Annotated in this window: 24 protein-coding genes and 1 tRNA gene; 12 read left to right on the top strand and 13 right to left on the bottom strand. The window is 33.7% G+C overall.

Going from position 1 to position 24,731, the window contains the following annotated elements; genetic code table 11:
• Positions 1–506: 506 nt before the first annotated feature.
• The 6 genes from K9M53_RS06000 to K9M53_RS05975 form a co-directional block, all read right to left on the bottom strand.
• On the bottom strand, positions 507–2,672 hold the full coding sequence (locus tag K9M53_RS06000; protein WP_224018717.1) for an ATP-dependent helicase: 2,166 nt from the start codon (positions 2,670–2,672) through the stop codon (positions 507–509).
• A 34-nt stretch (positions 2,673–2,706) separates the two neighbouring features.
• Entirely contained in the window at positions 2,707–3,339 is a 633-nt protein-coding gene (locus K9M53_RS05995) for a ribonuclease H1 domain-containing protein (RefSeq protein ID WP_224018716.1), read from the bottom strand.
• 285 nt (positions 3,340–3,624) lie between these two features.
• On the bottom strand, positions 3,625–4,725 hold the full coding sequence (locus K9M53_RS05990; protein ID WP_224018715.1) for a hypothetical protein: 1,101 nt from the start codon (positions 4,723–4,725) through the stop codon (positions 3,625–3,627).
• 68 nt (positions 4,726–4,793) lie between these two features.
• Positions 4,794–5,279, bottom strand: coding sequence for a hypothetical protein (locus K9M53_RS05985; RefSeq protein ID WP_224018714.1), 486 nt, complete (start codon positions 5,277–5,279; stop codon positions 4,794–4,796).
• A gap of 239 nt (positions 5,280–5,518) precedes the next feature.
• On the bottom strand, positions 5,519–7,771 hold the full coding sequence (locus K9M53_RS05980) for a hypothetical protein (protein WP_224018713.1): 2,253 nt from the start codon (positions 7,769–7,771) through the stop codon (positions 5,519–5,521).
• Between the two features lie 250 nt (positions 7,772–8,021).
• Positions 8,022–8,666, bottom strand: a complete 645-nt coding sequence (locus tag K9M53_RS05975; RefSeq protein WP_224019188.1) for a hypothetical protein — start codon at positions 8,664–8,666, stop codon at positions 8,022–8,024.
• On the opposite strand from K9M53_RS05975, the gene K9M53_RS16195 reads away from it, so the two are divergent.
• Both K9M53_RS16195 and K9M53_RS05965 read left to right on the top strand, forming a co-directional pair.
• On the top strand, positions 8,610–8,813 hold the full coding sequence (locus tag K9M53_RS16195) for a tyrosine-type recombinase/integrase (RefSeq protein WP_224018712.1): 204 nt from the start codon (positions 8,610–8,612) through the stop codon (positions 8,811–8,813). The two genes, K9M53_RS05975 and K9M53_RS16195, sit on opposite strands and share 57 nt — an antisense overlap.
• Positions 8,814–8,836: 23 nt before the next feature.
• The gene (locus K9M53_RS05965) at positions 8,837–9,106 is read left to right on the top strand and encodes a hypothetical protein (RefSeq protein WP_224018711.1); all 270 of its coding nucleotides are present in this window, start codon (positions 8,837–8,839) and stop codon (positions 9,104–9,106) included.
• Here the strand turns inward: K9M53_RS05965 and K9M53_RS05960 are convergent.
• A complete protein-coding gene (locus tag K9M53_RS05960; RefSeq protein WP_224018710.1) occupies positions 9,103–9,684 on the bottom strand; it encodes a hypothetical protein in 582 nt (193 codons plus the stop codon). The genes K9M53_RS05965 and K9M53_RS05960 overlap by 4 nt on opposite strands.
• Before the next feature lie 60 nt (positions 9,685–9,744).
• Here K9M53_RS05960 and K9M53_RS05955 point away from each other — a divergent pair, with 60 nt between their 5' ends.
• From K9M53_RS05955 to K9M53_RS05935, 6 genes are all read left to right on the top strand, one after another.
• Positions 9,745–10,218, top strand: coding sequence for a hypothetical protein (locus K9M53_RS05955; RefSeq protein ID WP_224018709.1), 474 nt, complete (start codon positions 9,745–9,747; stop codon positions 10,216–10,218).
• A 29-nt stretch (positions 10,219–10,247) separates the two neighbouring features.
• Positions 10,248–11,168, top strand: a complete 921-nt coding sequence (locus tag K9M53_RS05950; RefSeq protein ID WP_255580793.1) for an ApeA N-terminal domain 1-containing protein — start codon at positions 10,248–10,250, stop codon at positions 11,166–11,168.
• A gap of 2 nt (positions 11,169–11,170) precedes the next feature.
• A complete protein-coding gene (locus K9M53_RS16090) occupies positions 11,171–11,647 on the top strand; it encodes a HEPN domain-containing protein (protein WP_255580792.1) in 477 nt (158 codons plus the stop codon).
• Between the two features lie 264 nt (positions 11,648–11,911).
• Positions 11,912–13,102: a type 2 periplasmic-binding domain-containing protein gene (locus K9M53_RS05945; protein WP_224018708.1), complete on the top strand. Its 1,191-nt coding sequence runs from the start codon at positions 11,912–11,914 to the stop codon at positions 13,100–13,102.
• A gap of 175 nt (positions 13,103–13,277) precedes the next feature.
• Positions 13,278–13,478 carry a hypothetical protein gene (locus tag K9M53_RS05940; RefSeq protein WP_224018707.1) on the top strand — a complete coding sequence of 67 codons (201 nt, stop codon included), beginning with the start codon at positions 13,278–13,280 and terminating at the stop codon, positions 13,476–13,478.
• Positions 13,479–13,492: 14 nt separating this feature from the next.
• Positions 13,493–14,494 carry a hypothetical protein gene (locus K9M53_RS05935; RefSeq protein ID WP_224018706.1) on the top strand — a complete coding sequence of 334 codons (1,002 nt, stop codon included), beginning with the start codon at positions 13,493–13,495 and terminating at the stop codon, positions 14,492–14,494.
• Between the two features lie 62 nt (positions 14,495–14,556).
• Here K9M53_RS05935 and K9M53_RS05930 read toward each other — a convergent pair whose 3' ends face one another.
• The 5 genes from K9M53_RS05930 to K9M53_RS05910 form a co-directional block, all read right to left on the bottom strand.
• Positions 14,557–15,159 (bottom strand): recombinase family protein, encoded by a 603-nt coding sequence (locus tag K9M53_RS05930; protein WP_224018705.1) that lies wholly within the window; start codon positions 15,157–15,159, stop codon positions 14,557–14,559.
• Between the two features lie 9 nt (positions 15,160–15,168).
• Positions 15,169–15,234 (bottom strand) — tRNA-Ser (locus K9M53_RS05925).
• The gene (locus K9M53_RS05920) at positions 15,219–15,479 is read right to left on the bottom strand and encodes a hypothetical protein (protein WP_224018704.1); all 261 of its coding nucleotides are present in this window, start codon (positions 15,477–15,479) and stop codon (positions 15,219–15,221) included. Before K9M53_RS05920 ends, K9M53_RS05925 begins: the two co-directional genes overlap by 16 nt.
• 83 nt (positions 15,480–15,562) lie before the next feature.
• Positions 15,563–16,387 (bottom strand): hypothetical protein, encoded by an 825-nt coding sequence (locus K9M53_RS05915; protein WP_224018703.1) that lies wholly within the window; start codon positions 16,385–16,387, stop codon positions 15,563–15,565.
• The gene (locus K9M53_RS05910) at positions 16,384–17,622 is read right to left on the bottom strand and encodes a tyrosine-type recombinase/integrase (RefSeq protein WP_224018702.1); all 1,239 of its coding nucleotides are present in this window, start codon (positions 17,620–17,622) and stop codon (positions 16,384–16,386) included. The genes K9M53_RS05915 and K9M53_RS05910 overlap by 4 nt, the downstream gene beginning before the upstream one ends.
• A gap of 343 nt (positions 17,623–17,965) precedes the next feature.
• Here K9M53_RS05910 and K9M53_RS05905 point away from each other — a divergent pair, with 343 nt between their 5' ends.
• The 4 genes from K9M53_RS05905 to K9M53_RS05890 all read left to right on the top strand — a co-directional run bounded on the left by K9M53_RS05905 (position 17,966) and on the right by K9M53_RS05890 (position 23,733).
• Positions 17,966–19,198, top strand: coding sequence for a site-specific integrase (locus tag K9M53_RS05905; RefSeq protein ID WP_224018701.1), 1,233 nt, complete (start codon positions 17,966–17,968; stop codon positions 19,196–19,198).
• A gap of 43 nt (positions 19,199–19,241) precedes the next feature.
• Positions 19,242–19,466 (top strand): hypothetical protein, encoded by a 225-nt coding sequence (locus tag K9M53_RS05900; protein WP_224018700.1) that lies wholly within the window; start codon positions 19,242–19,244, stop codon positions 19,464–19,466.
• A gap of 93 nt (positions 19,467–19,559) precedes the next feature.
• Positions 19,560–20,339, top strand: a complete 780-nt coding sequence (locus tag K9M53_RS05895; RefSeq protein ID WP_224018699.1) for a Hachiman antiphage defense system protein HamA — start codon at positions 19,560–19,562, stop codon at positions 20,337–20,339.
• On the top strand, positions 20,308–23,733 hold the full coding sequence (locus K9M53_RS05890) for a DEAD/DEAH box helicase (RefSeq protein ID WP_224018698.1): 3,426 nt from the start codon (positions 20,308–20,310) through the stop codon (positions 23,731–23,733). Before K9M53_RS05895 ends, K9M53_RS05890 begins: the two co-directional genes overlap by 32 nt.
• Positions 23,734–23,779: 46 nt before the next feature.
• Here K9M53_RS05890 and K9M53_RS05885 read toward each other — a convergent pair whose 3' ends face one another.
• Positions 23,780–24,376 (bottom strand): alpha-ketoglutarate-dependent dioxygenase AlkB family protein, encoded by a 597-nt coding sequence (locus K9M53_RS05885; RefSeq protein ID WP_224018697.1) that lies wholly within the window; start codon positions 24,374–24,376, stop codon positions 23,780–23,782.
• Positions 24,377–24,731: the final 355 nt, after the last annotated feature.

Below are 24,731 nucleotides of genomic sequence, written 5' to 3'. Positions count from 1 at the left end.
AAACAATATAGGCTAAAATATTTCCAAGTGTCTTTTCGTAAGACTCTTTCAAATGTAAATTCAAATAGTTGAATTCTCTATCGATTAGTTTGCCTGCAATTGAAACTTTGAATTGTCCTGATGGCAAGTTGTGAATGTAACTTGCTCCTTCATAATTGTCGCCACGAAATTTGTCTTCGAGTGTTTTGAAATACTGCACAGGATTGTAATAAATTGTACCGTTTTCAAATAGGTCCGTAATTGTCGTTTGCTTCCAAACTTAATGAAGCAATGAATGTAGAAATCTCCCATATAATTGCTGCCAACAGCAGGGCTTGCTGAAGTGGGGACAATAGAATTCCTTTTGCCCTGACTAACTGCTGCTGGATAAAGATAAAAAGTTGATGACATATTCTAAAGCTAAATTACTAACGTCAAGCTGGATATAAAGCCAAATTGAAAAACAAAAGTTGAAACACGGCTTCCGTCTGCGCCCATTTTGGCAAGCCCCATGTTATGCGTTCGTGCTACTCTGTCTGCCCATTAACTTTTTCGCCACAGTAAGGGCAAGCCATCCAAAGTTTTTCAAGTTGACTATAACACTTTTGGCAAGTAATTACTTTCTCAACAACTGACTTAATTGGAATACTTGTTTTAACTGTAAACGTTTCAGGAATTTCCTTTAAGAAACTTGATTCATTACCTTTTTCAGTGATAAGAAAGAGTTTGTCTTTGGCTCTGGTGATTGCAACATAGAATAATCGCCTTTCTTCTTCCATAAGCAAATCGTGATTTGCCTTTTTGATGACTTGAAAAATTCTATCTTCTAACCAAATGTCAGGAAAACCTCCATTGCCCTCTGTCAAACCGATTATGAAAACAACTTTAGCTTCAAGCCCTTTCGCCGCATGAATTGTTTTTGATTGAACTCTTATTCCCTCATTTTTGAAACGAAAGAAGTAAGGCGAATACATTTTGCTTCTACGGTAGAGGAATAAAATATCATCGTTAGACAACCCATCCTCTAACAATTCTTTCACTTTGTCAAAGCAAAACTGAATGTTTTCGTCTTGGGTACTGCCTGAATAAACAACAATTTTATGTTCTGATTTTTTTGATGCTTGAATGTCTTTTTCAACCTTGAATTTGTTGTGTTTAATTACTTCGTTACTTGCGCCAACAATATTTTGTGTACTGCGATAATTCAAATTGAGTTTGATAATCTTTGAATTTGCAAAGTGGTTTTCAAAGTCAACTATGTAACTCACATTAGAACCTCTGAAACCATAAATGCTTTGCCAATCATCACCAACACAAAAGAGTTGGGTTTGGTCTGTGAGCAAAAGTTTTATTAAATCAACCTGCAAGTTATTTACATCCTGAAACTCGTCAACCAAAATGTATTGGTATTTGCTTTTGTATTTGTTTGCTATGTCCTCATGATTCTGAAACAGGGAAGTGCTTCGTGAAATCAGGTCGTTGAAATCAAGATAAGATTTGTCAGTGCAGTAATGAACATATTTTTTTACGATTGGAATTGCCAGCTCATAATAATTCCGAACCCTTTCATGTTGGTCTTTCCTTGCGTTTTCTAAAACCAAATCAAAGTCAATGTTCTCAACTTTTATCATGTCGGTGATACGCATGATTTGTGTAACAAAATCTTTTACATCTTCATGGTAACTATTGAACTCCTCTTTGTATGTGAGTGCAATTGTTCTGTGATAATTTGAAGGCAAACGATTCTTTACAACCTTGTCTAGAGTGTGATTGAATAAAGCAGAATCCTTTGTCATGCTTTCATAAGTTTTCACTAACAGTAAGTTACCTTTTTGAAATTGTTCTTCCTTGTCTTTGGTTGAAAAACTTTTATCACTTACGTGCTCAATGTAAAGGTTTGCATCGGGGATGTAGAAGTCGGGATGAAAATCAAAATCTTTTACATTCAGTAAAGGTTCATACTCATATTTAATGCTGTGCCTGTAAAACCAATCAGCAATAAACTGTTCGGACTTTGAACGAACTTTAGTGCCATCAAGGGTTGTGAAGTATTTGCCGTCTTTCGGCAAATACTTTCCATCTGTTTTCTTGAGGTGTATTTTATCAATGATGTAATCTAAAATATAGCGTTTGAGTCGAAGCAAATATTCTGTGCCCTCACATTGTTCAATCAAAAGTTTATGAACTACTTCAAAAACTGTTTCAGGTGCTACATGCTTTGAAAGTTCATCTTCTTCATCTTTCTTTTCATCTCCGATTATTCGAAACTTATTGTCAAACTCATTTACTCCGTAGTTGCGAAGTATGCTGTAACAGAAACTGTGAAATGTTCTGACGGTTAAACCATCGATCCATTTATATTTTCTCTGTTGTTGAAATCTTTCTTTATCCTTGTCCGTTTTGCTTAATCGTTTGTCAAAAAGAAGTTTTTCATATTCTCCTGTTTGGTCAGCTGAAATGATTAAGCGGTCAATCATTTCGTTTGTTGCGTTTTTTGTGAAAGTGATTGCAAGTATACTTGAAGGGCTTATACCTTTTTCCTCAATTAAGTAAATAAGTTTTTGCAAAAGTGTTTTCGTCTTTCCAGAACCTGCGCCTGCTAAAACCAAAAGTCGCTTGTCTTCACTGATAACTGCTTCTCGTTGCTTGTCGTTAAGCGAACTTAAATTTGTTTTAGTCTCTGTGGGTTGCATATTTAAATTATGTCAGCAAGATAAAATTTAATAGTTACTTTCTTCCAAAATCAGCAGGGTTTTCACCCCATGCCCTTGTCTCCCATTTTAAAATTTCGTTCTCATACTCGTTTTCTTTGAGCCATTTTATTGCTCTGTCAAGCAGTTCAAAAAGTTTTGTATTTCTATCGCTGCGGGCATGATTTGTTCTTGCTTCTTTGTTACGAACCCAACCAATAGCATTTCTGCTGTCTGAATAAATTGGAAGTTTGATACTATTCTTTTTACAATGGGCAAGTGCATGAACAATCCCTAAAAACTCAACAATGTTATTTGTGCCGTCCTCAAACGGGCCTATTTTAAAAATTACTTCTTTGGTTGTGGTGTGAACTCCTTGATATTCTACAACACCAGTTGAAGTGTTCCATGCTCCGTCAACTGAAATACTTTCCTCAATCGGCTTACCAATTAGTTTGAGTTGCTCGTCTGTAAGGTCGCTTTCAAAAATATGTTTGCCTATGTAATCCCACCACTCGTCTTTGAAAGCTTGTTCTGCTAATTGTCTTGTCTTGAAAGATTTGTAAACCGCTTTTGGAAACTTGTCGGTTTGTGCTTTACAGTCGTCCCAGGTTTCAAAAACTCCTGTCTGTCGTCCTTTCCATACCACATAAAATTTTTGTTTCGCCATTGTCTGTTAGTGTATGTCTTGTGTTAGTTTCTGCATGTCGGTTCAAGTTAGCACTGTCGCCAAAGCATGACGCACAACGAACAGCGCTTGCTGCAGGTGTGCCATTACTATTCCATCTGCCCGAAGTCGCTGCTGATTCGATGAACTAAAAGTACAGGTTTAAAACCACAAGCAAAATGGCATTCCGTCAAGCTCGGACTAAAGCCAAACAGCGAACTGCCGCCGAAGGCTAATAACGTCCCGCTACACTTGCAACAAACCCCATGTTAGTGGCTGTCAATTTTCTCATGGAAATGGATAATTCTCTCCAATGTGAAGTAATTCCTTAATTGACTTGTCAATTTTAAAGTCTAATGGGAATTTAGCAAATGGGTTGTGTCTGAAAACATGCTCGCCAGTTGTTGCTAAATTTGCTGTATTTGCATTCGTAACATACACACCTGAAACTCTTGTAAATTTTGGATTTTGTTCTGAACCAAAAAAACCATTACCTGCAAATTCAGTTTTTTCATTCCGATTGTCGGGGTTGTCCGACCATGTAACTTGTAATGAACCGTAGAGGGCTTCTTGAACTTCTATAACATCAAGTCCGACACCTTGCTTGTTTAAGCAAATAATGTAAGGAGCATTCAAATGTCCATACCGAGTTGCCTTAGTTTCAAGTGAATCTTTTATGTCTTCACTATCATTCCCAATTTGTGTCACAGAAGGATGAGTTCCGATTGAGCGACTTTTTGTACCTCTATGAGCAGGAGATTTTGGTAAAAGTTTGGCCTTAATGAGAACCTTATTATCTTCGTAAATTATTTCTGGCATTCCATCAAAGCCTTGTTTCATAAGGCTTTCAGTATAGTCATCGGGATTGTAAGAAGATATATGAGTGTTGAAAAAGCGAATAATTTCTTTGCCACTTGGCTGGCTACTTTCTTTAAAAAAAATTTCCTCCAATTTCAATAAAAAGTTGGAAGCATCTATTTTGTTGATGACGTCTAATACTGCATTTTTCCTTCTCTCTAAAGATTGTTCAGTTTGAGTAAGCATTGTCAAGCACTTAACTTCAATATAGAAGCTACGCATATCATTTTTTGCAAAATAATCCGGGCGTTTAGTTGTTCCCACAATTTCAGGATGCACTTCTAGAGAATAACCCAATTCCGTGAAAAGAGCAAAAATGAATAACTCATAAAAAGCAAAATTGAAAGTCGCTTTAAATCTTGATTTCAATTCTTCCTTTTCATGTTCTGGATATAAAGCAAACCATGTTTCAATTTGATTGCGCACACAAGCCATGTCAATCCTTGCACTATCGTTATAGTAAGTATATGTGTCCGCATTATAGCCCGCAGGACCTTGAAGTGTTCTTTCCTTTTCGTCAAATAATAGCATGGGAATTTTCAATTTTGTGGTGTCGCTGTTTGCTTGCCGCTAATGCCAATGCAATACTAGCTGGAGTTTTATACTTGATTTTCGACTTCATCTATAAGAGGTTTAATAATGTTTAAACAATCTCTTATTTGACCTATTTCTTTTTCAAAGTCTTCAATTTTGAAATCGAAAAACTTATTCATGTATGTAGTGACACCATATTTGCCTTTCTTAAATTCTATTTTCTTGACCTCGCATACAAATGTCATTTGTCCATTTTCTTCAAATTTGCTCCATAAACCATGAATGAAAAGATTCCTATTAATCCTAAGTTTGTCTATGGTATTGTGAAGAAGTTGTATTTTATCTTCTTCGATGTGACGATACCTCGAAAGTTTCACCAACAATTTTAAGTTCTGATAAATGCCATTATCTTCAGTCAATAATAGATTGATGAATTCATCATCAGAATTAATCAGCAATCCTATTAACTCACGGATATGATTTTCAAGATTTGAAAATTCTACAGTTATCAATCCTATTTGTGAATAAAAATATTGCTCTTTGTCTGTCATACTTTTTAACCTCGCCATGGTTGGGATTGTCGCAATTGCAGTTAACGAGCAGGGCTTTTACAGGTTGGGAATAGCATTCCGTCTGCCAATAACCGCTGCTGATTGAAATTATAAAATTGAATTTAAGAACTAAATCTCAAAGTTGTTTGTACAGCCCGAACCACAGTTGGATTTGCAATTAGCTGATGTTACAATGTCTTGCCCAACTTACATAAAACCCCACGTTAGCGGTCCGGGCATTATTCTTCATAGTTTAGCACTTCAAATTTAGTCTTATCTTCTTCGTCCATTTTGAAGTCCTTAAGTATTTTTTCTTTTGTCTTTATGAATTTGTCTTTGTACTTGATGTTCCTCAAATAAATTGAAAGTAAGAAATAGTAATAGGTTAAATCAGAAGGATTTTTGTCCACCAAGCTTTCAGAAACCATAACCGCTAAATCAATATCGTTCATTTGATAGCATATAACACCGAAATTATGTAATTCAGTATTGTCATTGTATGCGTATTTTACAATGCCTTCATACAATAAGGCTCTGAATTGTTGAGCGTCATATTTGTGATTCTTTTTAACTAAAAAATCGCCTAAAACTGCAAGTGATGTAGAGTAACGAAGCAAGCCAAAAAGTCTAATTATTTCATTTATGTCTTTTTTGTCTTTTTCGCCTTTTGTGATTGGTTTTAAAAAATCTACAATTGATTTTTGAAATACGTCACTATAATAATCCAAATACAACGCCTTTAATGCCTTTAAATAAAAACTACCAATGGAAATTTGAAGTTCACTTGTGAATGCTAATGATACTATTACTTTCAGAAATAGATTAGACTTAGTAATTTCTTCTTTAATAAATTTTGATAACGTACTTTCTTCTGAGTTGACATCAAGGGTTAAGTGTTGACGAGACTTAATGTCTATTTTGTAAATGCTCAGTAAAGCGTGATAGTATTTATAGAACTCTGATTGGTCTAAATTTCGCCTTAAAATGTGAATGACTTTTTCATCAATCGTTGAGCATAGTTCTCCAAAAGAATAGATGTATTGAAGGTTTAAAGAGCTATTGTTTTTATTTCCGTCATAAGTTTTTAATAGAATATACAAAATTGTGTTAGGGTAGCCTGACTTACATTGTAAAAATAATTGTATTACTTTTATTTTGTCTTGAACTAATTCTGTGGTTGAACTTAGAAGTTCGTAGAAATATTTATGAGCTTCTCTATAATCAATAGAATCATAACTTCTATATAAACCATTAACTGATTCATATCTTATGTGTTCTACTAACTTGGAGCGAGAAAAACAGTCCCAAAAATAATGTCTGGCTTCTTCGTGCCTGTCTTTGTCGTCAAGTAGGGCGAAATAAAATTTGTAGTTGGTTACATCATCTACGTCCAATGGATCAAATTCAGTTTCGGGAACTAAATCCTCGTCAAATGGTTTTACAGGCATTCCTACTAATTTTTGAACGCCATACATTCTGTCTTTTGGTTCTAAACAAAATGTTCTGAAAACTAATTCTTCACCGCATATTTTCTTGAATGTCTTTTTTAATTGACTATAAAAAGATTCTATTTCTTCAAAACTTAAGGAATCTAAATCAGTTTTCAATGAGGTAATAGAAGTGCTTGAATCAACATGTCCACAAGAATTATTTCTAATATTACGGATTTTATTTAATTTTTCTTCAAACTTATAGCTTGATAAAAAATCGGTGATTATATTTTTTGCAGTTGTGAAATCTGTTCCATCAAGAATTTTATCCAATCCGTCTTCCTCTTGTTTTGCTCCTGCTGCTACATCAGTTCTTGTAATAAAGTTATCGCAATAACTTACAACATCTGTAATTATGATTTTTTTTAGTATATCTGAAATAGAATCATTGACTAAACAAACTTTATACAATTCAATTGAATACTCTATGATTATTTCAAGCGATTTTAAAACACCTGCTTTAACTTGTAGATTGGAACAAGGAATTAGGCCTCCTGAATTATATCTTGTTAAAGATAAAATGTCGGAAGAGAAATTAGGGTATTTCTCAATGTCCAATTCGGAATTCAGTTGTTTGATTTTTTCTTTTAATTCGTCTGATATTTCTCCAAATAAAATTTCAGATGTTTCGTAGTCCGAGAGCGAATTAAACTTGTTATATATATCTATAGGGATTGACGAAAAAAAACTTGATTTATCGTAATCAATTTGACTCCAAAATTCTAGACGAGAACCAAAATCCAATTCTTGAAAATGTGCACCAAATTTATCTCGTTGCGTTTTAAAATGAGTTTTATATAAGTCTTGAAAAGCGTTTAAGTCGTTTTTTATTAGTTGTTGGTTAATTGTCGCTTTGTTTATTGAAAATGCTAATTTTATAAAATCATCTGTCCTTAAAGCAACGAAACGAGCAAGACTTCTTTTGAAGAAATTAGAATTTTCAATTTCAATAATTTTTTTAACAATAATAATTTCTTTTAGACAATATTTCAGATGATTCAACACTATACTTTTATTTTTTTATGTTAAGGTTAGTGGTTCGCCTATTGCCTGACCGCTAACGAGCAGCGCTTTATGCAGGTTGGGAATTGTTATTCGTCCGCCTACAACCGCTGCCGATTGACAAACTGATATTGAAATTAAAAACTAAAGCTCAAAGTTGTTTGTCCAGCCCGAATCGTTGCCTGGATTTGCAATTGGCTGATATTTGCCGGTCACGCCCAACTTGTATAAAACCCAATGTTAGCAGCCATTATTTAGAATTTAAAGTTGCTTCCCCACTTACTTCATCTTTTATTTCATCAACAAACATTCTAGGATTCCAACCTTTCAACATTCCATCCAATACATAAGTATCTAATAATGACAATCCTAATTCTGCAGCTTTCCCCACAACTACTCCCGCTGCTGCACCACCAATGCCAGCGAGTGTTGCTCCTAAACCAGTTCCTACGCCAAGCATTGCAATATTTCGAATAAATTTTCCTCCGGTACTTTCAAAAAATTTATTCTTCCCTGCAACTTCGTCTAAATACTCTTTTGTTATTTGCTTTGTGTCCGTACTTATTGAAAGAGAATTTATCCATTTCCTATATTCCTTAATATTTTTCTTATATCTAAGATCAAAAACCCTGTCAAATGGTATTTTGTTTTCTAAAAAATAGTCTTGAATATTAGCCAAATTTTCAATTTTCAGAATCGTCGATGTATTTTCGGAAACATGATAAGCCGATTCAATGCTTCTAATTGAATTTTTCGTCAAGGTAAAGTCTGGAAGTTTATCATAGCTTTTATAACCTTTTTCTGCTAATACCGTTGTTTGTAAAACATGGTGACCTAATTGAAAAAGTTTGTCACGCTCTTGACGATTGTTGCTAAACTTTGCGGTATCGAACAAAACCTTACAAGTTATGTAAGCCGTCATTCTTTTGCGACCCAAGCAATGTTCCAACAAGTTCCATTAGTTGCAATAAGCGCAATGCTTGGTCATTCTAGTCTTAAAACAACAGAAACTTACCTCAAAGCGTTAAAATCGTATCTTTAAGACACTAACCAAATTAAATTTTTATGGTCACTTTAAAAAATGAGTTTATTAAGAACCTCAACACAGAAGATAAAAGCGTATATCCAAGAGTTACAGTATGTTTTCATGATGGATTATATTGGCAAGTAGCAGGATACGCAAACACGACAATTAAAGACGGAAAACTTTTTGCTGATCTTGAAATTTCCAATCCAAAATTTAATCAGCCGGAAGTGTATATCAAAGCTGTAACAGACAATGGCTATCTTCATTCAATTTTGTTGATAGACCCAAAGAACGTTTTCAAAAATTAAATTTTCTTTTGGGCAATTAAATAGCCCTTTATAAGAGGTGATTGATCTGCAGCTTCTTTTCCTTCTCTATCATAAACTTCATGATATTTGATATGCGAAAGTAGCCAATAATCTATATTGATAATTTCTCTTTCTAGATATAAGAAATCGTAAGTTGAAAACATTTCTCGCATTACTAATTCAGGAATAAGAGAAAATTTCACGTCGGGATAATAATCAAGAAACCTTTTAAATCTTTCTCTTGCAATTGAAATAAATGGCATCCGTTCTGTTGCGTATCTTTCTAGCAGTTCGCTCGTATGTTCCTCCTTGTGCCAACCGTGGTATTCCATCGATCGATTGCGAAGCTCAACACAATAATCATAGGCAAGATCAACATATTGGGCATGTGTAATTTTGCCTTCTACATGCACCCTGAAGATTTCCCTTATTTGCGGTTCAAATTGAGCCAGCACCTTGTAATTAGGTGTGAAGCCAAGAATTGTTTTCACGATATGTCTGGCGTGATCGGAATACATTAAATATTTATCCGATAAATTTTCATTTCTGTTACAAGCTTTTATTTGCTGTGTTTCCATTATTCAACACCTCTTTTTTTTCATATTTTAGCATAAAGCGAAAAAAAACTCAACCCCGAAATGGAAAACAAAATCTCTTTACCTCAATTCGTTGAGGATAAACTGGAGCAAACTCAAAAGGATATTTTAAAGCTTGAAAAGGATAAAATTAAACTGAGAGAAATAGGAAATCTTACTTTAGACTTTACCCCTTCAGGAACAAAATTATTTAACAATGTGACCTATCAACAGGAGGTCGATAAAATCGACAAATCAATTGAAAGCATGAGAAAGTCATGTAAAATTGAGATTGAAAATTTTCCTGAAAATATTAAGGCTCAAATTTTTGAACATATCGAGTTTGAGCTTACGTCTGAAAAAATATTTAAAAAATTTCTTGATAAAAATGCGCTTCCCCATGAAGCCCCCAGCCATTCAAAAACAATTGATGACATAGATGCTCGATTTGATTTCCAAAAGTCAGCTAGAAATCCAATAAAGGAGGAGACTCCAAATAAGGATAAAGAGAAAGATAATTTTGAACCTGAAATCTAATCCATAAGAAAATTTAAAAACTAAGACCTATGAATTTAATAGAAGATTTTACGATTAAAGGTAAGTGGTGGCTACCTGTTGAATACCCAGAAGATGTTGAAGAATTTTTTGGTGAGTTATCATTTAAAAAATACAAAGGATTGCAATTAACTATTGAAGGTAGCTTTTTTGGTAATAGAAGTATCTTAAATTCTAAGACTGGATTTACCATCCCTTTCATTTATGGAGTCGGTCGAGAAGGGCATCATTATAGTATTGTGAATTCTTTTGGTAATGAACTGGGCTCTAATAATTGGGTTTATACAGAATTACAACCTGACTATGTTTTAGTAAACCATAGAGGCTATATGGCTATTGATCAGATGGGAATTAATACTTTTAATTTCACAACAAATTTCTTTCACAGTTTCTTTGGTGAATCAAACCAGTTCGTTCAATCTGACTTCGCCAAATCTTATATTAATTTCGATTTTAAAAATGATAAGACTGTTGAGGTAATCGACAATGAAAAAATAAATGCCTATTTCTTTTTTGCAAAGGGGTTTAGTGGTTTGGGTGGTGAAGAAATTACATTGCGGCAGAAAATAGCACTAAATGTCAAATTCAAGGAAGGGCTTATATTTTCGGATGCATTGGACAAAATAAACTACATAAGAGATTTTTTTACCTTCCTTTCCTTTCCCGTGATTTCTTTTGAATCTATTAATTTATTTACAAGAGATGATAAAGATAAGATGGTGGAATTTGTAGTCTTATTTAAACAACAGGCTAAGTCTATTGGTGAGGAAATCAGACCTTACGAAGTTTTATTAAATTATGAAGAGATAAAAGATAATCTTCCAAAATTATTTCAATCATGGCTTGAAAACGAAGAATTAAATAAAAGCGTGTCAGCTTTATACATGCAATTAGCCTATTTAAACTTTCCTTCCGTATCCAATTATTCCTAAATATGGTTTTTGCAGTTGAAACGCTTCACAATACATACTTTGATTTTAATCTGTATACCAGAGAAGAAAATGAAAAATTCAAAACAGAAAAGAAAAAAGCAATCAAAGAAAATTTTTCACCTGAATTCGAACAAAGATTAAATGAGTGTTTGAGCCATTTTTCGAACCCTTCTTTTGCTTCAAGGCTGAGAGATTTAATTCAAAAGGGAGGAATATTATTTGACACGTATATTAATGATAAAGATGATTTTGTCCGCAAAGTAACCAAGCATAGGAACTATTTAGCCCACAATCATAAGAATTCTGAAGAGGCGGCAATTACTTCTGAGGAATATCCATATTTTATCGCAGTGCTTAAAATGATATTTGAATGTTCTTATTTAAAAATATTGGGCTTCACAGATGATCAAATTCAAAAAATGATTAAAAGAAATTTGATTTATAATAGGAATAAGTTGAATTTGAACAAGAAAATTTAAGTTCTTTTTATAACCTACTTCACTTGAAAATCTTTGAACAATTCCTCCATATCAATTTCCAAACTTTTATAGGGGTCAATAATATATAAGAATGTTGGGTTGATTTCCCAATTCAACACGACTTATGGATTGGGGCGAATAAAGACAAAGAAAAAAATGATCATGAGCCCGAAATTTGACCAATATCGAAATAAAGAAAAATTTTCTATATATTACTTCTTAAAGTATAATTTGGCTCTATGGAATCAAAATCAATTCATATTTATGAAACAATTAATTATTTTTTTTGGATTAATTACTCTTTTGTCTTGTAAAAGAACAAACCAAAATACAATAGTCTTTCATGCTTATCCATTTATTCCAAATGCAGATAAATTCTATGCTGAATTAGAATCTGATTTTAAAAAGCAAAACCCGAATATTAATCTAATTATAGTAAAATCTGACAATTATTATGATAGCGCTAATGGAATTATTAAAGATGATACAGCAGACATTTATGAACTCGATTGTGTACTTCTTCAAGATTTTATTGATAGAAACTTGATCCAACCTTTTCCTAAAACTTATTCAATTGATACAAGTAATTGGTTAGAACCTGATAATGTAGGCATTCAAGAAGAAAGCCTTTATTGTGTTCCCCATTGGTTATGTTCTAATTTTTTATTTTATAAAAAAGGAGATAAAATAAAAGATTCAAAAAATTTGGACGACATTAAAAAAGACTTAGGCAAAATTTCATCCCTTAATAAATCCTTGTTAATAGATTTGTATGGCAAGTCTACTCTTGGAGAATTATACGCTGAAGTAAATTATTGCAAGAATTTTAATAGAGCAAATTCATCAGGAACTTTGGATTTTTCAATCTTTGATTATGAAGTTGAAAAAATTTTAAATAAAATAAAATCCTTAACCTATAAAGATTGGGGTAGAAGAAAAGACTTTCATGATTACAAGGAAGCTTTTTATCCAAGACAGTTTGCCAAAGGAAATGGAAGAATATTTGTAGGTCATTCAGAATCTTTATATAACATCCTAGACGAAATAAATAATGGTTGCTATGAAGGAGAAAATTGTCTACAAGCAGATCAAATATCAGTAATGAGATTCCCCTTATCAGATAAATCGGATGATTATCTAGGCTGGATGGATGGGCTCTCAATTAATAAAAACTTGTCTGGTCAAAAATTAAGAAATGCAATAACCTTTATTAACTTTCTTTTGAGTAAAAAAGTTTATGAAGAAGCTTTAAAAAAAGAAGCTAATTGTTCTCCTCGATATTTACTACCTGCATATAAACAATATTATTTTGACCGCCAAATTACCGACTTTGCTCCCTTATACCCTCAATTTTATGAACTTGTAAAATCGATGAATACCATTACAAATAAGAATTTGTGTCAGGATTTGCGACTTTTTGGAGATAGCCTAACAATTAGAATAAATAAAAATTGATCGATTTTATTATAAATTTTTCGGTTTTTTTGCTATTTTGGATAATAAATCAATAAAATATAGGTTAATAATAGAGATTTTATTATAAAAAAAGCTCAGTTTGAATTTGAATTTAAATTGTGTATAAATATCTAAATATTCGTTTTAACTTTGGAGTATCTAAATGAGTTACTATATGGAAGGAAACAATAGCAACAGAATGAAAGAAATAATGAATGATAAGACTTTAATGTCTAAGTTCATGGATTACGCTATGGCACCAGATTCTGAAAAAAATTACTTTAAATTTGTTCGTTATAGAGATACAGGGAGATTAGATATTGTCGATAATAGAAAAAAAGAAAACTCAGAAACGCCCCAATTGGTTACTCGATAATTCAATTTTAATGAATGAGCATAGCGTTAGGTACTCTACTTCTATTCCTGCTCGTCATTCCTGGTATAGCATTTAGAAATGCTTTCATTTTCGGACCTCTCACAAAAAAGTTTTCAAAATCTTCTTCATTTGACGAATTTATATGGGCTTTAATTCCTGGGCTAATTATTCAATTAGTAGGGGCATTTGTTGTAAATGAATTTCATGCTTTTGGTTTTAATATCAACTTTTCCGGTTTAGGCGAAATATTATTTAGTGGAACAAATGCAATTGAAGAATTTGGCGATATTGAAAAAGTCCTCGGACCAATTCTTGCCTATAATTTTATTTTAATAATCATTGGGGGATTATTTGGATTTCTTTGCAGGAAGATCATAAGGTTTGTATGTCTCGACCATTATTTCAGAAGCTTTAGATTTTCGAATGAATGGTATTATATTTTAAGGGGAGAAACAATTTTTTTTAAAGAGCACATTAACCCGAGCGAAAAGAAAATAAGAGCTGATAAAAGAAAAGACAAAATTCTGGCTGAGAAGCTTAGAAGACAAAGCCTGAATAGAACTCCTAAACAAAAGATTAGTGATTCTCTGTCTGATTTTAAAAATTTCATTCATAGAAATAAAATTGACACCTGTGTAATAAATGCAGTTGTAAAAACAGATCTAGGCAATTGTTATATTTATTCAGGGATTATACATTCTTTTTATCTTACTAAAGACGGCTTATTGGACACAATCCTAATAAGAGGCGCAAGTAGAAGAAAGTTTACCGATGATAAAGAAGAAAATATATATAAAATACCTACAGAAATTGTAGTACTCAAAAATTCTGAAATTGTTACAATAAGTGTCAATACCTTAGAAATTAAACAAGAAGTAATAATAGATGTTGACCCACAAATTGATAATACAGAAGCTGACCCTAACGATAGTAACGATTCAACACCTTCAAATAATGCGCAAGATGATTTAGATGGGAATAATGGAACTTCGAACCAAGAAGAAAAACCAATATAAAATTAACTGCCAACCTTTTAGTATTTATCAAATCTGATATTCACTCTTTATTTAAACAATACTCAAGTTGTCTTTTTAATTGTATTTAAAAGATTGTGAACAGTACTTTTATGCCACTTTGAATCAATTCTATAAGTAGGTATTTTCCTGCGATTCAATTCATCCGATATCTTTTGAAGGGAGGTAAAGCCCTGCTTTTTTAGTTTTAAAATGATTGGCTTCATCTTTTTTGCAAAGCTTCTTGACCGTTTGCTGTTTCTTTTTGCAAGAATTTTTGAAAATTTTCCAAGCTTAACTCCTCTTCTTCTTGCTGCATTAAGTGCTGCTTTTGTCCTGATACTTATCTGTTCTCTTTCATACTGTGCAAATGCAGCAAGTATGTGTAAGACAAGATGGTTTGCTTCGGGATTGTCGACAGCCACAAATTCAACATTACTTTCCATTAAGGTTGAAATAAAAACTACATTTCTTCCAAGCCTGTCCAATTTAGCTATTATTAAGAGTAATTTATTTGCTTTACAATATTCCAACGCTTCCTTCAAAACAGGACGTTTCGACTTCTTTCCACTCTCAATTTCGGTATACTCCTTTGCAAGCTTAATTTTCCTAGATTTAGAATAAAGCCGTACTGACTCTTTTTGTGCCGCAAGACCTAACCCGCTCAATCCTTGCCGTGGGAGTTGACGGGGTCGAACCGCCGACCCTCTGCTTGTAAGGCAGGACCTTATTTCCTTACTCTCTTTTCTAAAAATTTGATAAAAGACTCCTTTTTAATAAACTTTCGAATTCCAATTTCTGCAACTTCCAATTCACCACTTTTAAACAAAGAAGCCATTTGCGTATCTCCATAATTCAAAAACTCCATTAACGCCTTACGCGATATCCACCCATCGAAATTTCTAGCATTTTCATATTCTTCTAATTTCCTTTTTATTATTGCCAATTCCAAAGAGAGTTTTTGAATTTCGATTAATAACTGTTCCATATACATGATTTTATGACAAACATGGCTAAATTTAATAGTTATTAATGAACCTAAAACCGATAAAAATAAGACTATATAGGTATTTATAAAGATAAAATTTTCTTCATTTTATGTGCTTTAAATTTATTATAGCTGTTTATTGAATAATCTTTTTTTTCTTTGAATTCGTCTTCATTTTCAAAAAAACGGTCTTGAAGAATAATTTGAAACAGATCATAAACTGTACTTAATAATTTGCCTTTGGTCAAACCATTTGTTTCATGATCAAAACTTTCATTAATTAATTTCTTTAATAAGCCTTTTTCAGTTTTCCCTTTTGCAAGTTCGAAAAATCGTTTAATTGTAAATTCGGCACTTTCATTGTTAGGTATCTCTTTTAGTATGCTATTCATTAGAATATCAAAAACATTCTTAAATGACTTAGGATCTCCTTTTGCGTATTCACGTCTTTTTTGTAGATCAAACATATACTTACTTAATAAATTCATAGAAACCTTATCACGAACTATTGGCTTGGCCGCCCAAAGTATTATTTGTACTCCAAATTTTATCATCAAATGCTCCTGTATATAAAATAAAGCTTTAGGTTTATCGATCAATATATCTTTTTCAATAATTAGATCAAATTCTTTATTAATATCATCTATTGAAATAAACCAGCGTAATTCAGTCTCCTTCAAACCGAATTCTTTTAGTTTATTTATGATATCATCACTTTTAAAAAACATCAGATCCTTGTGATAGCGCCTTAAATATTTTGCTATTTCTGCTTTTGGCTGAAATGAGCCGAATTTTACAACATCTGATAATAGAGCTTCCCTTGAAATTCTGGCATTTTCATTTTTTATTTCCATTATTTCTGAATATTCTTTATCAAAAGTTTCTATTTCTAATACTGAAAATTTCATAAAAGTGCTTTTTCTAAATATAGATCAAATTTCCTTTTTGCTTCCAATAACCTTGTTTCTGTTACAGAATAATATACTGCATCAATTTCGTTACCATTACTGTGTCCCATTAGCCTTTTAATAACACCCATTTCATAAATATCAGCCTCTGCTAATAATTGCCTAAAAGTATGTCGAGCAATATGGGTAGATAGTTTGATAGGAACTTGCGCCATGTTAGCCAAAATTTTCAATTGAACATTTACTTCTTTATTTGAACGCCTTGGAAGAAGAGCTTTTGTAATTTCTCTTTCTTCACTATACTTGTATTTGTCAATGATAACAATGGCTTTTTTAGGTAAGATCATTTCAGTCTCAATATTTGTTTTAGCTCTTTTTAAATACAGTTTTATATTTCCATCTTTCATAACATTTAAGTCTGATTCTTTTAAAGAATAAGCATCAGTATAAGCTAACCCTGTAAAAACCGAAAATAGAAACATGTCTCTATATATTCGTTGAGTTGGAAGTTGGCTAAGATCCAAATCGCATATACGTTTAACTTGATTAATATCAAGTCTTGCTCTCTTTACTGACTTACATTTAAGCTTTATCTTCTTGAAGTAATTTAATGTCAATAATTTTTCGTCAACTGCACGATCAAAAATTGTTCTTAGCCTTTTAATATTGTCAAGAGCTGATGATTCTTTCATACCAGTTCTTTCGTTAGAACTTATCCCTAACAAATAATCCTTAAATTGAAAAGCAAATTGCATATTAATATCTTTTAAGGTCGCCTCTTTCGTTTTCCGGAATATTAAAAAATCTTTCAAATGTTTTAATGCTTTTCTATAATTCCTTTTTGTCCCTTCTGCCATTTCTGTGTTAGGTGCTATTGCAGCATTATAATATTTATCTACATAATTTAAAATTAGAGGATTGGGATGTACATCTAATCCCATAATCAGATTTCTTATCGATTTAGCATTATATTCAGAAAGAGAAGTGGATCTATGATGCCTAAAATCTTCAAAATTCTTGTCCAATGTATTCAGTAATGCATTAGCAGACATATCTCTATCATTAAACCGCATTGTTTTTTCATCCCATTTAATCAAATCGCTTGGTTGCAGTTCAATATTCAACCTCATTTCAGCTTTCTGCCTGTTAAGTGTAATACGCATGTACATTGGGATTTTGCCTGTTTTTTTGTGCCTTTTTCCAATATTCGGAAAGAATAAAATAGATAATTTCATCTTACTTCATTTTAGGTGAAACAACTTACGCTGTTCGGTGAAACAATAGTGAACCCAAAACCGACGAAAAATGAAATAATATGAGGAGTTCTGAAACAATAAACTCCTGTAAATATTGAGTTTACAGGAGTTTGTTTTCGAGTGAAAGATAATTAGTGACCGCGTTAGGATTCAAACCTAAAACCTTCTGATCCGTAGTCCCTTGATTTTGATTTCATTTGTATTCATTTGATTTGACAAACGTTGATTTTCATTAATTTATAAATAGTTAAATTCAACTTCCCTTAAAATAAACCAAGTTCGGTGCGCAAATGGTGCGCAAATTTTTTATCTTAGGGAACGTATGAAAACAAACATCACAATTGCAATGGACTTTCGCCGTAAGAAAAAGGACGGAACTTATCCACTCGTTTTGCATCTAGGACATAATAGAAGTTCAACAACTATTCCTCTAAATATCTCAATAAAAGAAACGGATTGGGATGATGATAATAAGGTTATAAAAAAATCCTACAAAGGCACCGATTCAGTCGACCGTTTGAACAACATGCTTCAAAAGAAAAGATCGGATGCGATGGATATTATTTTTAAGTTGACCGAAGCAGGTATTCTTCAAAATCTTTCTAAAGTTGAAATCCGCAACCGCATCGAGAAAGAAAACTCCTCCGGTTCTTTTTTCGACTTCGCCAAACAAGTTATAAAAGATTTGATTGGCGCCGGACGACTTGGTACAGCCCGAAGCTTTAAGGGCGTTGTTGCTATTCTCAAAACTTTCAACAACGAAAAAGACCTGGCTTTTAAAGATATCACGCATAATTTTTTAACGCGCTTAGAAAACAAGCATCTTGCAAAAGGGCATTCATATAATGGCCTTGCAGTTTATATGCGGTCGATCAGATCAATTTTTAATAAGGCTGTAAATGCAGGCGTCATAGATAAAGACCCCTATCCTTTTCAGAATTATAAAATCAAAACAGTACCAACGCAAAAAAGAGCTCTCGATGTCGATTTGCTACAAACAATTATTACCAAGCGTATTCCAAAAACAGTGTCATGCTTTCATGCACGAAATTATTTTGTAGCGAGTTACATGATGTATGGAATGAACTTCTCGGATATGGCGCATCTCAAAAAGTCGGATATTATCAACGGCCGTATTCAATACAGAAGAAAGAAAACAAGCAAGCTATACGATATCAAGATCACTCCAAGTCTTGATAAAATTTTACAGTACTACATTTCACAAAGCGGAGATCGGCCTTATGTCTTTCCAATCATCAAGCGTGATACAGCACTATTACAGGATAAAGACGTGGAATGGGCTAGAAAGCGATATAACATACAATTAAAGGAAGTCGCCAAGCTTTGCAAGATTGAACAGAACCTGACAAGCTATGTAAGCCGACATTCTTTTGCAACCCAGGCCATGCTTTTAGAAGTACCCTTAATAGCCGTTAGCACTATGCTAGGACACTCAAGCCTTAAAACAACTGAAATTTATCTTAAAAGTTTACCCAATAATATTTTGGATGATTATAACGCCAAAATATTGGGGAAGAAGAAACCGAAAAAATAATAGTACCTTAAAGGCTGTACTATTTAGACCAAACCACTCTGCTATGAAAGAAGTAAATATCGCTGATAAACAAAAGTATTTAAAGGACAATTATCCGTTCGAGCCCGTTCCTAATATATCAGAAAAACGCCGCTGTCTTCATTGCGGTATTGTTTTCACAATATCAGATTATAAAGTATTCAAGGATATTATAAATGGAGAACTTATCTATTGTCCCGATGCGCCTGAATGCGACGGTACTGCCATTGATTGGATAGATGCCGATTAAAAATTTGCAAAATTGTGCTTTAGAATATACCTTGTAATATTATAAGAAAATTGTACTTATAAAAAACTATTCACGTACTTAAGAGATTTTAAAATGCCAATTTTTAATGAATGGTGCGACCAGAAAAGAGAGGATGATAAAAAAACATCTCTCTGGACTGTATCGGAAAAAGCCAATATTAGAGATAAAATATTTCCAAAGTTATTACCCATCGTTCGATCACATTATGAAGATTTGACTCGTATAGCCGATGCCCTTTCAGAATTGGGATACAAAAAAGCAGAAAAGATTTTAAAAGGGCGAATGCCCCAAACTGCAACAGCCCGATCTGGCGATTTGGGAGAAATATTAGCAACTGAATTTGCAGAGGAAGCATTTGATTTTACCATTCCAATTAAGCGCCTTAGATATAAAGATGGAAGAGATATGCCCCTGCGTGGAGATGATTTTATTGGAATAAGATACAATGAAAAAGAAGGCTTATTCCTTTTAAAAGGAGAATCAAAAAGTCGTCTGAAACTTACAAAGACAGTTATCACTGAAGCCCGAACAGTTTTAAATAAAGACAATGGTCGTTGCACTCCAATATCTCTAAGTTTTGTGTACGACAGGCTTTTGGATAGTACAGATGACGATGATAAAAAGCTGGGAAAAATTCTTCGTAACGAAGTTGCCAATGATGCCTTACCTCCGTCCAAAATTACACATGCATTAATTACATTTTCTGGTAACTCTCCCATTGAGTTGCTGAGAAGCGATTTGAAAGCTGCTGATGCCAAACGATCGCAAAATGTGGTCAATATCTATATTCCAGACCATGTCAATTTTATTAAATTAACTTTTGAAAAAGCACAAAAACTTGGAAACCCTTAATGATATAGAAGCTTTCTTGAATAAGGTCTTAGATGACCCTAAACGTGCCAACTTGCAAAGCCGAGCAGTAGCATGGAGTAGTATGCGAAATAATGGCAAATTAAATGACGACGCTCCTGCTGCACTTATTCATGAAATTGAAACAGATTTAGCTGAGCACGGATTTTCTCTTTTACGAGCATCATTGGCTTGTAAAGAATTAGGTGGCAATTCTGAAATATTTAGAATTGGATTTGAAAGAGCTGGAAATTGCTTTGAAGCCTTAACATCAAATTCTGGTAATGAATTTATAGAAGGGGATTTTTATAGAATTATCGCCGCCTGTTGTTACCACATTGCAAGTTACTCTGCGATAGCATACTCGATTTTAAACCATCCCGACATCAATAATTTAACGGCCATCGAAAAAGCTCTCAGATTACTAATTTTGAGAGACATTAAAAACCTTAAGTTGTTTCTAGAAACTTATCTTAGCGAAAGTGGCGTAAATGACGAAAGGTTAGCAGAAGCTTTTCAAAGCGAGGAAACTGAACAAGACGTTTTAATTAGTTTAGTAATAAACGACTCAGGTTGTAGAGCCCTAGCATATTTTGAATTTGCACTTCAAACTGGCAATAATAATTTATTTGAACGTGCGAAGGAAATTTTAGCTGGCGCGATAAAACTAGCAACCAGCTCTAACAATATTTCGCATTATTGGGTATTAAGGTTGATTTCAAACCTCATAGATGATCTTTGGCTTTCCTCATTGCATAAAAATTTACCAGTAAATTTTCCAATCGCGGAAGAAAACAAATATGAGGAACTTCGGGAACTTTTCCTAGCTACATTATATAATAGAAATAATGCAGAAGTTGAACTCTGGCCTTCTCAACTAGAATCTGCAAAGAGAGCACAGGATTTAACTGATGATCTCGTCGTTGCACTTCCGACAAGTGCTGGGAAGACACGAATTGCCGAAATCACAAGTCTTATGACTTTATCTGTCGGTAGGCGCATTTTGATTGTAACACCACTAAGAGCATTATCCGCGCAAACTGAAAGATCATTTAGAGCAACATTTGGACCATTGGGATTCAGAGTCTCATCTTTGTATGGACCAAGCGGATCAGGTGGTGACGAAGATGCTCTTCGCACAAACGATATCATTATATCTACACCAGAAAAACTAGATTTCGCTTTAAGAAGTGATCCTACAATTATTGATGACGTGGGCTTGGTTGTTTTAGATGAAGGTCATTTAATAGGACCACAAGAGAGAGAAATACGATTTGAAATTTTGGTACAAAAATTACTCAAAAGGGCAGATTCTAAAGATCGTCGAATTGTTTGCTTGTCAGCAATTCTTCCACCCGGAAAACCATTAGAAGACTTAACATCATGGATTCGTAAAGACAAAGCGGGAACACCTATATTTTTTAAATGGAGACCAACCAGGCAAAGATTTGGTACAATCTCCTTTCTAAGTACTCATGCAAAATTGAATTTTAGTAAGGACGATAGTGAAGGTTTTGTAAGTCGCTTTATTGAGAAAGTGCCAAAAGAAGGAAATATAAAACTTCGATCTGGTAACATCAAAGATATAACATTGGCAAGCGCATGGAAATTTGCTCAGGAAGGAAAACGAGTTCTCGTTTTTGTAACGCAAGCGAATTGGGTTGAGCCATTTGGGCAAGCATCCCTGGAGCTAGTAGAAAAGGGATTTCTGCCTTCACTTGTTCCAAACCTTGCGGATATCAAACGTGCTTTACAAATCGGAGAAGAATGGCTTGGAGCAAATCATCCTGCGGTGCTCGCTTTAAAAATTGGTGTAGGTATTCATCATGGAAAATTGCCCAGCCCATTTTTAAGAGAACTTGAAATTCTTTTAGCGAAAGGAAAAATACTTGTAACCGTTGCGTCTCCAACTTTATCTCAAGGATTAAATATTAACGCAGCTATTCTACTCGTGCCATATCTTACAAGAGCAGGTGAAATAATATCAGGAGAAGAGTTTGCAAACGTCGCAGGGCGTGCAGGAAGAGCGTTCGTAGATGTAGAAGGTCTTGTTTTACACGTTATGAAAGATCAGCTACAAACTAGAAAGAATCAATGGTTTAAACTTGTAAGTGCCGCTCGGCATAGAAACCTGCAAAGTGGTATTCTTCAAGTAGTGCATAATATACTTATAGAATTGAGTAAAAAAGGTATTTTAAAGCAAGATGATGCATTCGAATACCTCGCAAATAATATTGATGCCTGGAAAGGACAATTGCCTGAACAAACAGAAGTCTCTGAGCTATCCCCAACAATTGAACATGATCTTGAAATGCTTGATGCAATGGTATTTGGTTTAATAGAATCTTTAGACGCAGATTCATCTGATCTTCCTACTCTTTTAAACACTGCATTGACAAGTTCCTTGTGGGAGCGCCAGATTGCAAATAAGAACTCTAAAATTATTGAACTTCATCGCAATATTCTTAAGGCGCGCGCCAACCTTATTTGGAGGAACACTACCCCTTCAAGTCGCAAGGGGCATTTCGCAATGGGCGTAGGTCTTGAAGCTGGATTAAAAATAGATGGCCTGGCTGAAGAACTAGTTGGAAATCTAGATGAAGCAGACGAAGCCGCTTTCAATGGTGATTTGGAGAGACTTGTTCAAAGCATTATAAATATCGCTCAATTAATTTTAAATATTGCTCCATTTAAATCCGATGAAGGATTGGTAATTGGTTGGGAAAAGCTGCTTCGCTCATGGCTTTCTGGTGCTTCGATTGAAGATATTGGTCCCGATAACATGAAATTCATCGAAGACGTTTTTGTATACAAGCTCGTTTGGGCAATTGAATCATTACGGGTCAGAAGAATTTCTATTGGATGGGAACCAGAATATTATTCAGGCATGGCTGCTTCTTGTGTTGAAACAGGAACTTTCCGATATCAAGTCGCTCTTCTTATAAGATCGGGACTTCCATCTCGCATTTGCGCAATGGCAGCAGTACAAGGGCACGATTCAACTTTTTCAGACAATAAAGAATTACGAGAATGGCTAAAATCGGATTATGTTGAAATGCTTACTGATACAGATCTATGGCCTACTCAAGAAACTTCTGATATTTGGAAAAAATTCAGAGAAGATTTTTTAAGAAAAGAACAAGGAAAACTAATAAAGAATGATTATACCCTTAAGAGCCAATCATTCCCTAATGTTACTGCTGGTTTGTATCGTTTCGAACAGAATGAAGAAGGCATATGCGAAATTAAAACTCCTGATTTCCATTCAATGGGAAAGCTGCATAGAAAAATTCAAAAAGGAAATTTAGGAATAGCCCATATAAAATTTTTTAGAAGATCAAATTTCCATCCAATTATATCGAGGATAGGAATTGGAAATATTACTTGGGAAAAATAAGACTGAAAATATTTCCTGTTATATTAAGGCGCAATAAATAGGGATTTTATTCAGTTGTTCTAAACGTTAAATTAAGCCGGGGTGCAATAATTTTACTGGTCTTTGGAATATGGTGTTCCCAAAAATCCTGCATCTCACCCGCCATCAATAAAAATGAACCATGTGTCAGCGGAATAGACATTGGTTTTAAGTCCTTTTTATATTTATGCCTTATCCAAAACGGGCGGGTTTCACCAAAACTGACAGATGCGATTGGATGATTTACTCCAGACTTTGACTTTTTATCACTATGCCAACTCACTGAATCATTTCCGTCCCTGTAATAATTAAGAAGAACACTATCAAACCTGAAACCGCAGGCTACTTCAACTTTATCTTTTATCGCCAATAACTCAACTGTCCAACCAAAACCCTTCTTTCCAAACCATGCTGTTAATCGCGGATCATTAACGATTTTATCATACATCACACGCTTATTCTGTGACCATTTTGTATTGTTCAACAGAACATCATAGTAATTATCCGATTCAGCTTTATTAAAAAATTGCTGGCGCAATGTGAGTTCGGCATCAGGAATGTCAAAATGTACATTCCTTTTTTTGCCATCATCAAATACCTGAAAATCATCAAAAAGTGTCAACATAAAAAATTAAGCGAGCAAGTTAAATGATATTTTTGGAATTACTAAATATGTTAGTAAATGAAAGTCTATAGGGAAGCTTCCAAGATGTGGATAATTCAATCGTATTCGATAAATAAACTTTCATAATTTTAAAATCATGACAAGAAATAATAAAATAATACGGGACTTGCTTATAGCAAAAGCAGTCATTATTGGTATTATCTTAGTTTACAAAGCTGTAACTAAGCCAACCGTATAGATAAAAAGGTCTCGCCAACCCGCTCATGGCCAGTTTTATGAAGGGGTAAAAATAAAACTTAAAAAAACGTAGAGACTGGGTTTGTGCCTAGCTTCGAAAATCCCTCATTTGCATGTA

Origin of the sequence: Ferruginibacter albus, from assembly GCF_020042285.1 — a bacterium.
Taxonomy (GTDB): Bacteria; Bacteroidota; Bacteroidia; order Chitinophagales; family Chitinophagaceae; genus Ferruginibacter; species Ferruginibacter albus.
This window is presented reverse-complemented; position numbering and strand designations above follow the sequence as displayed.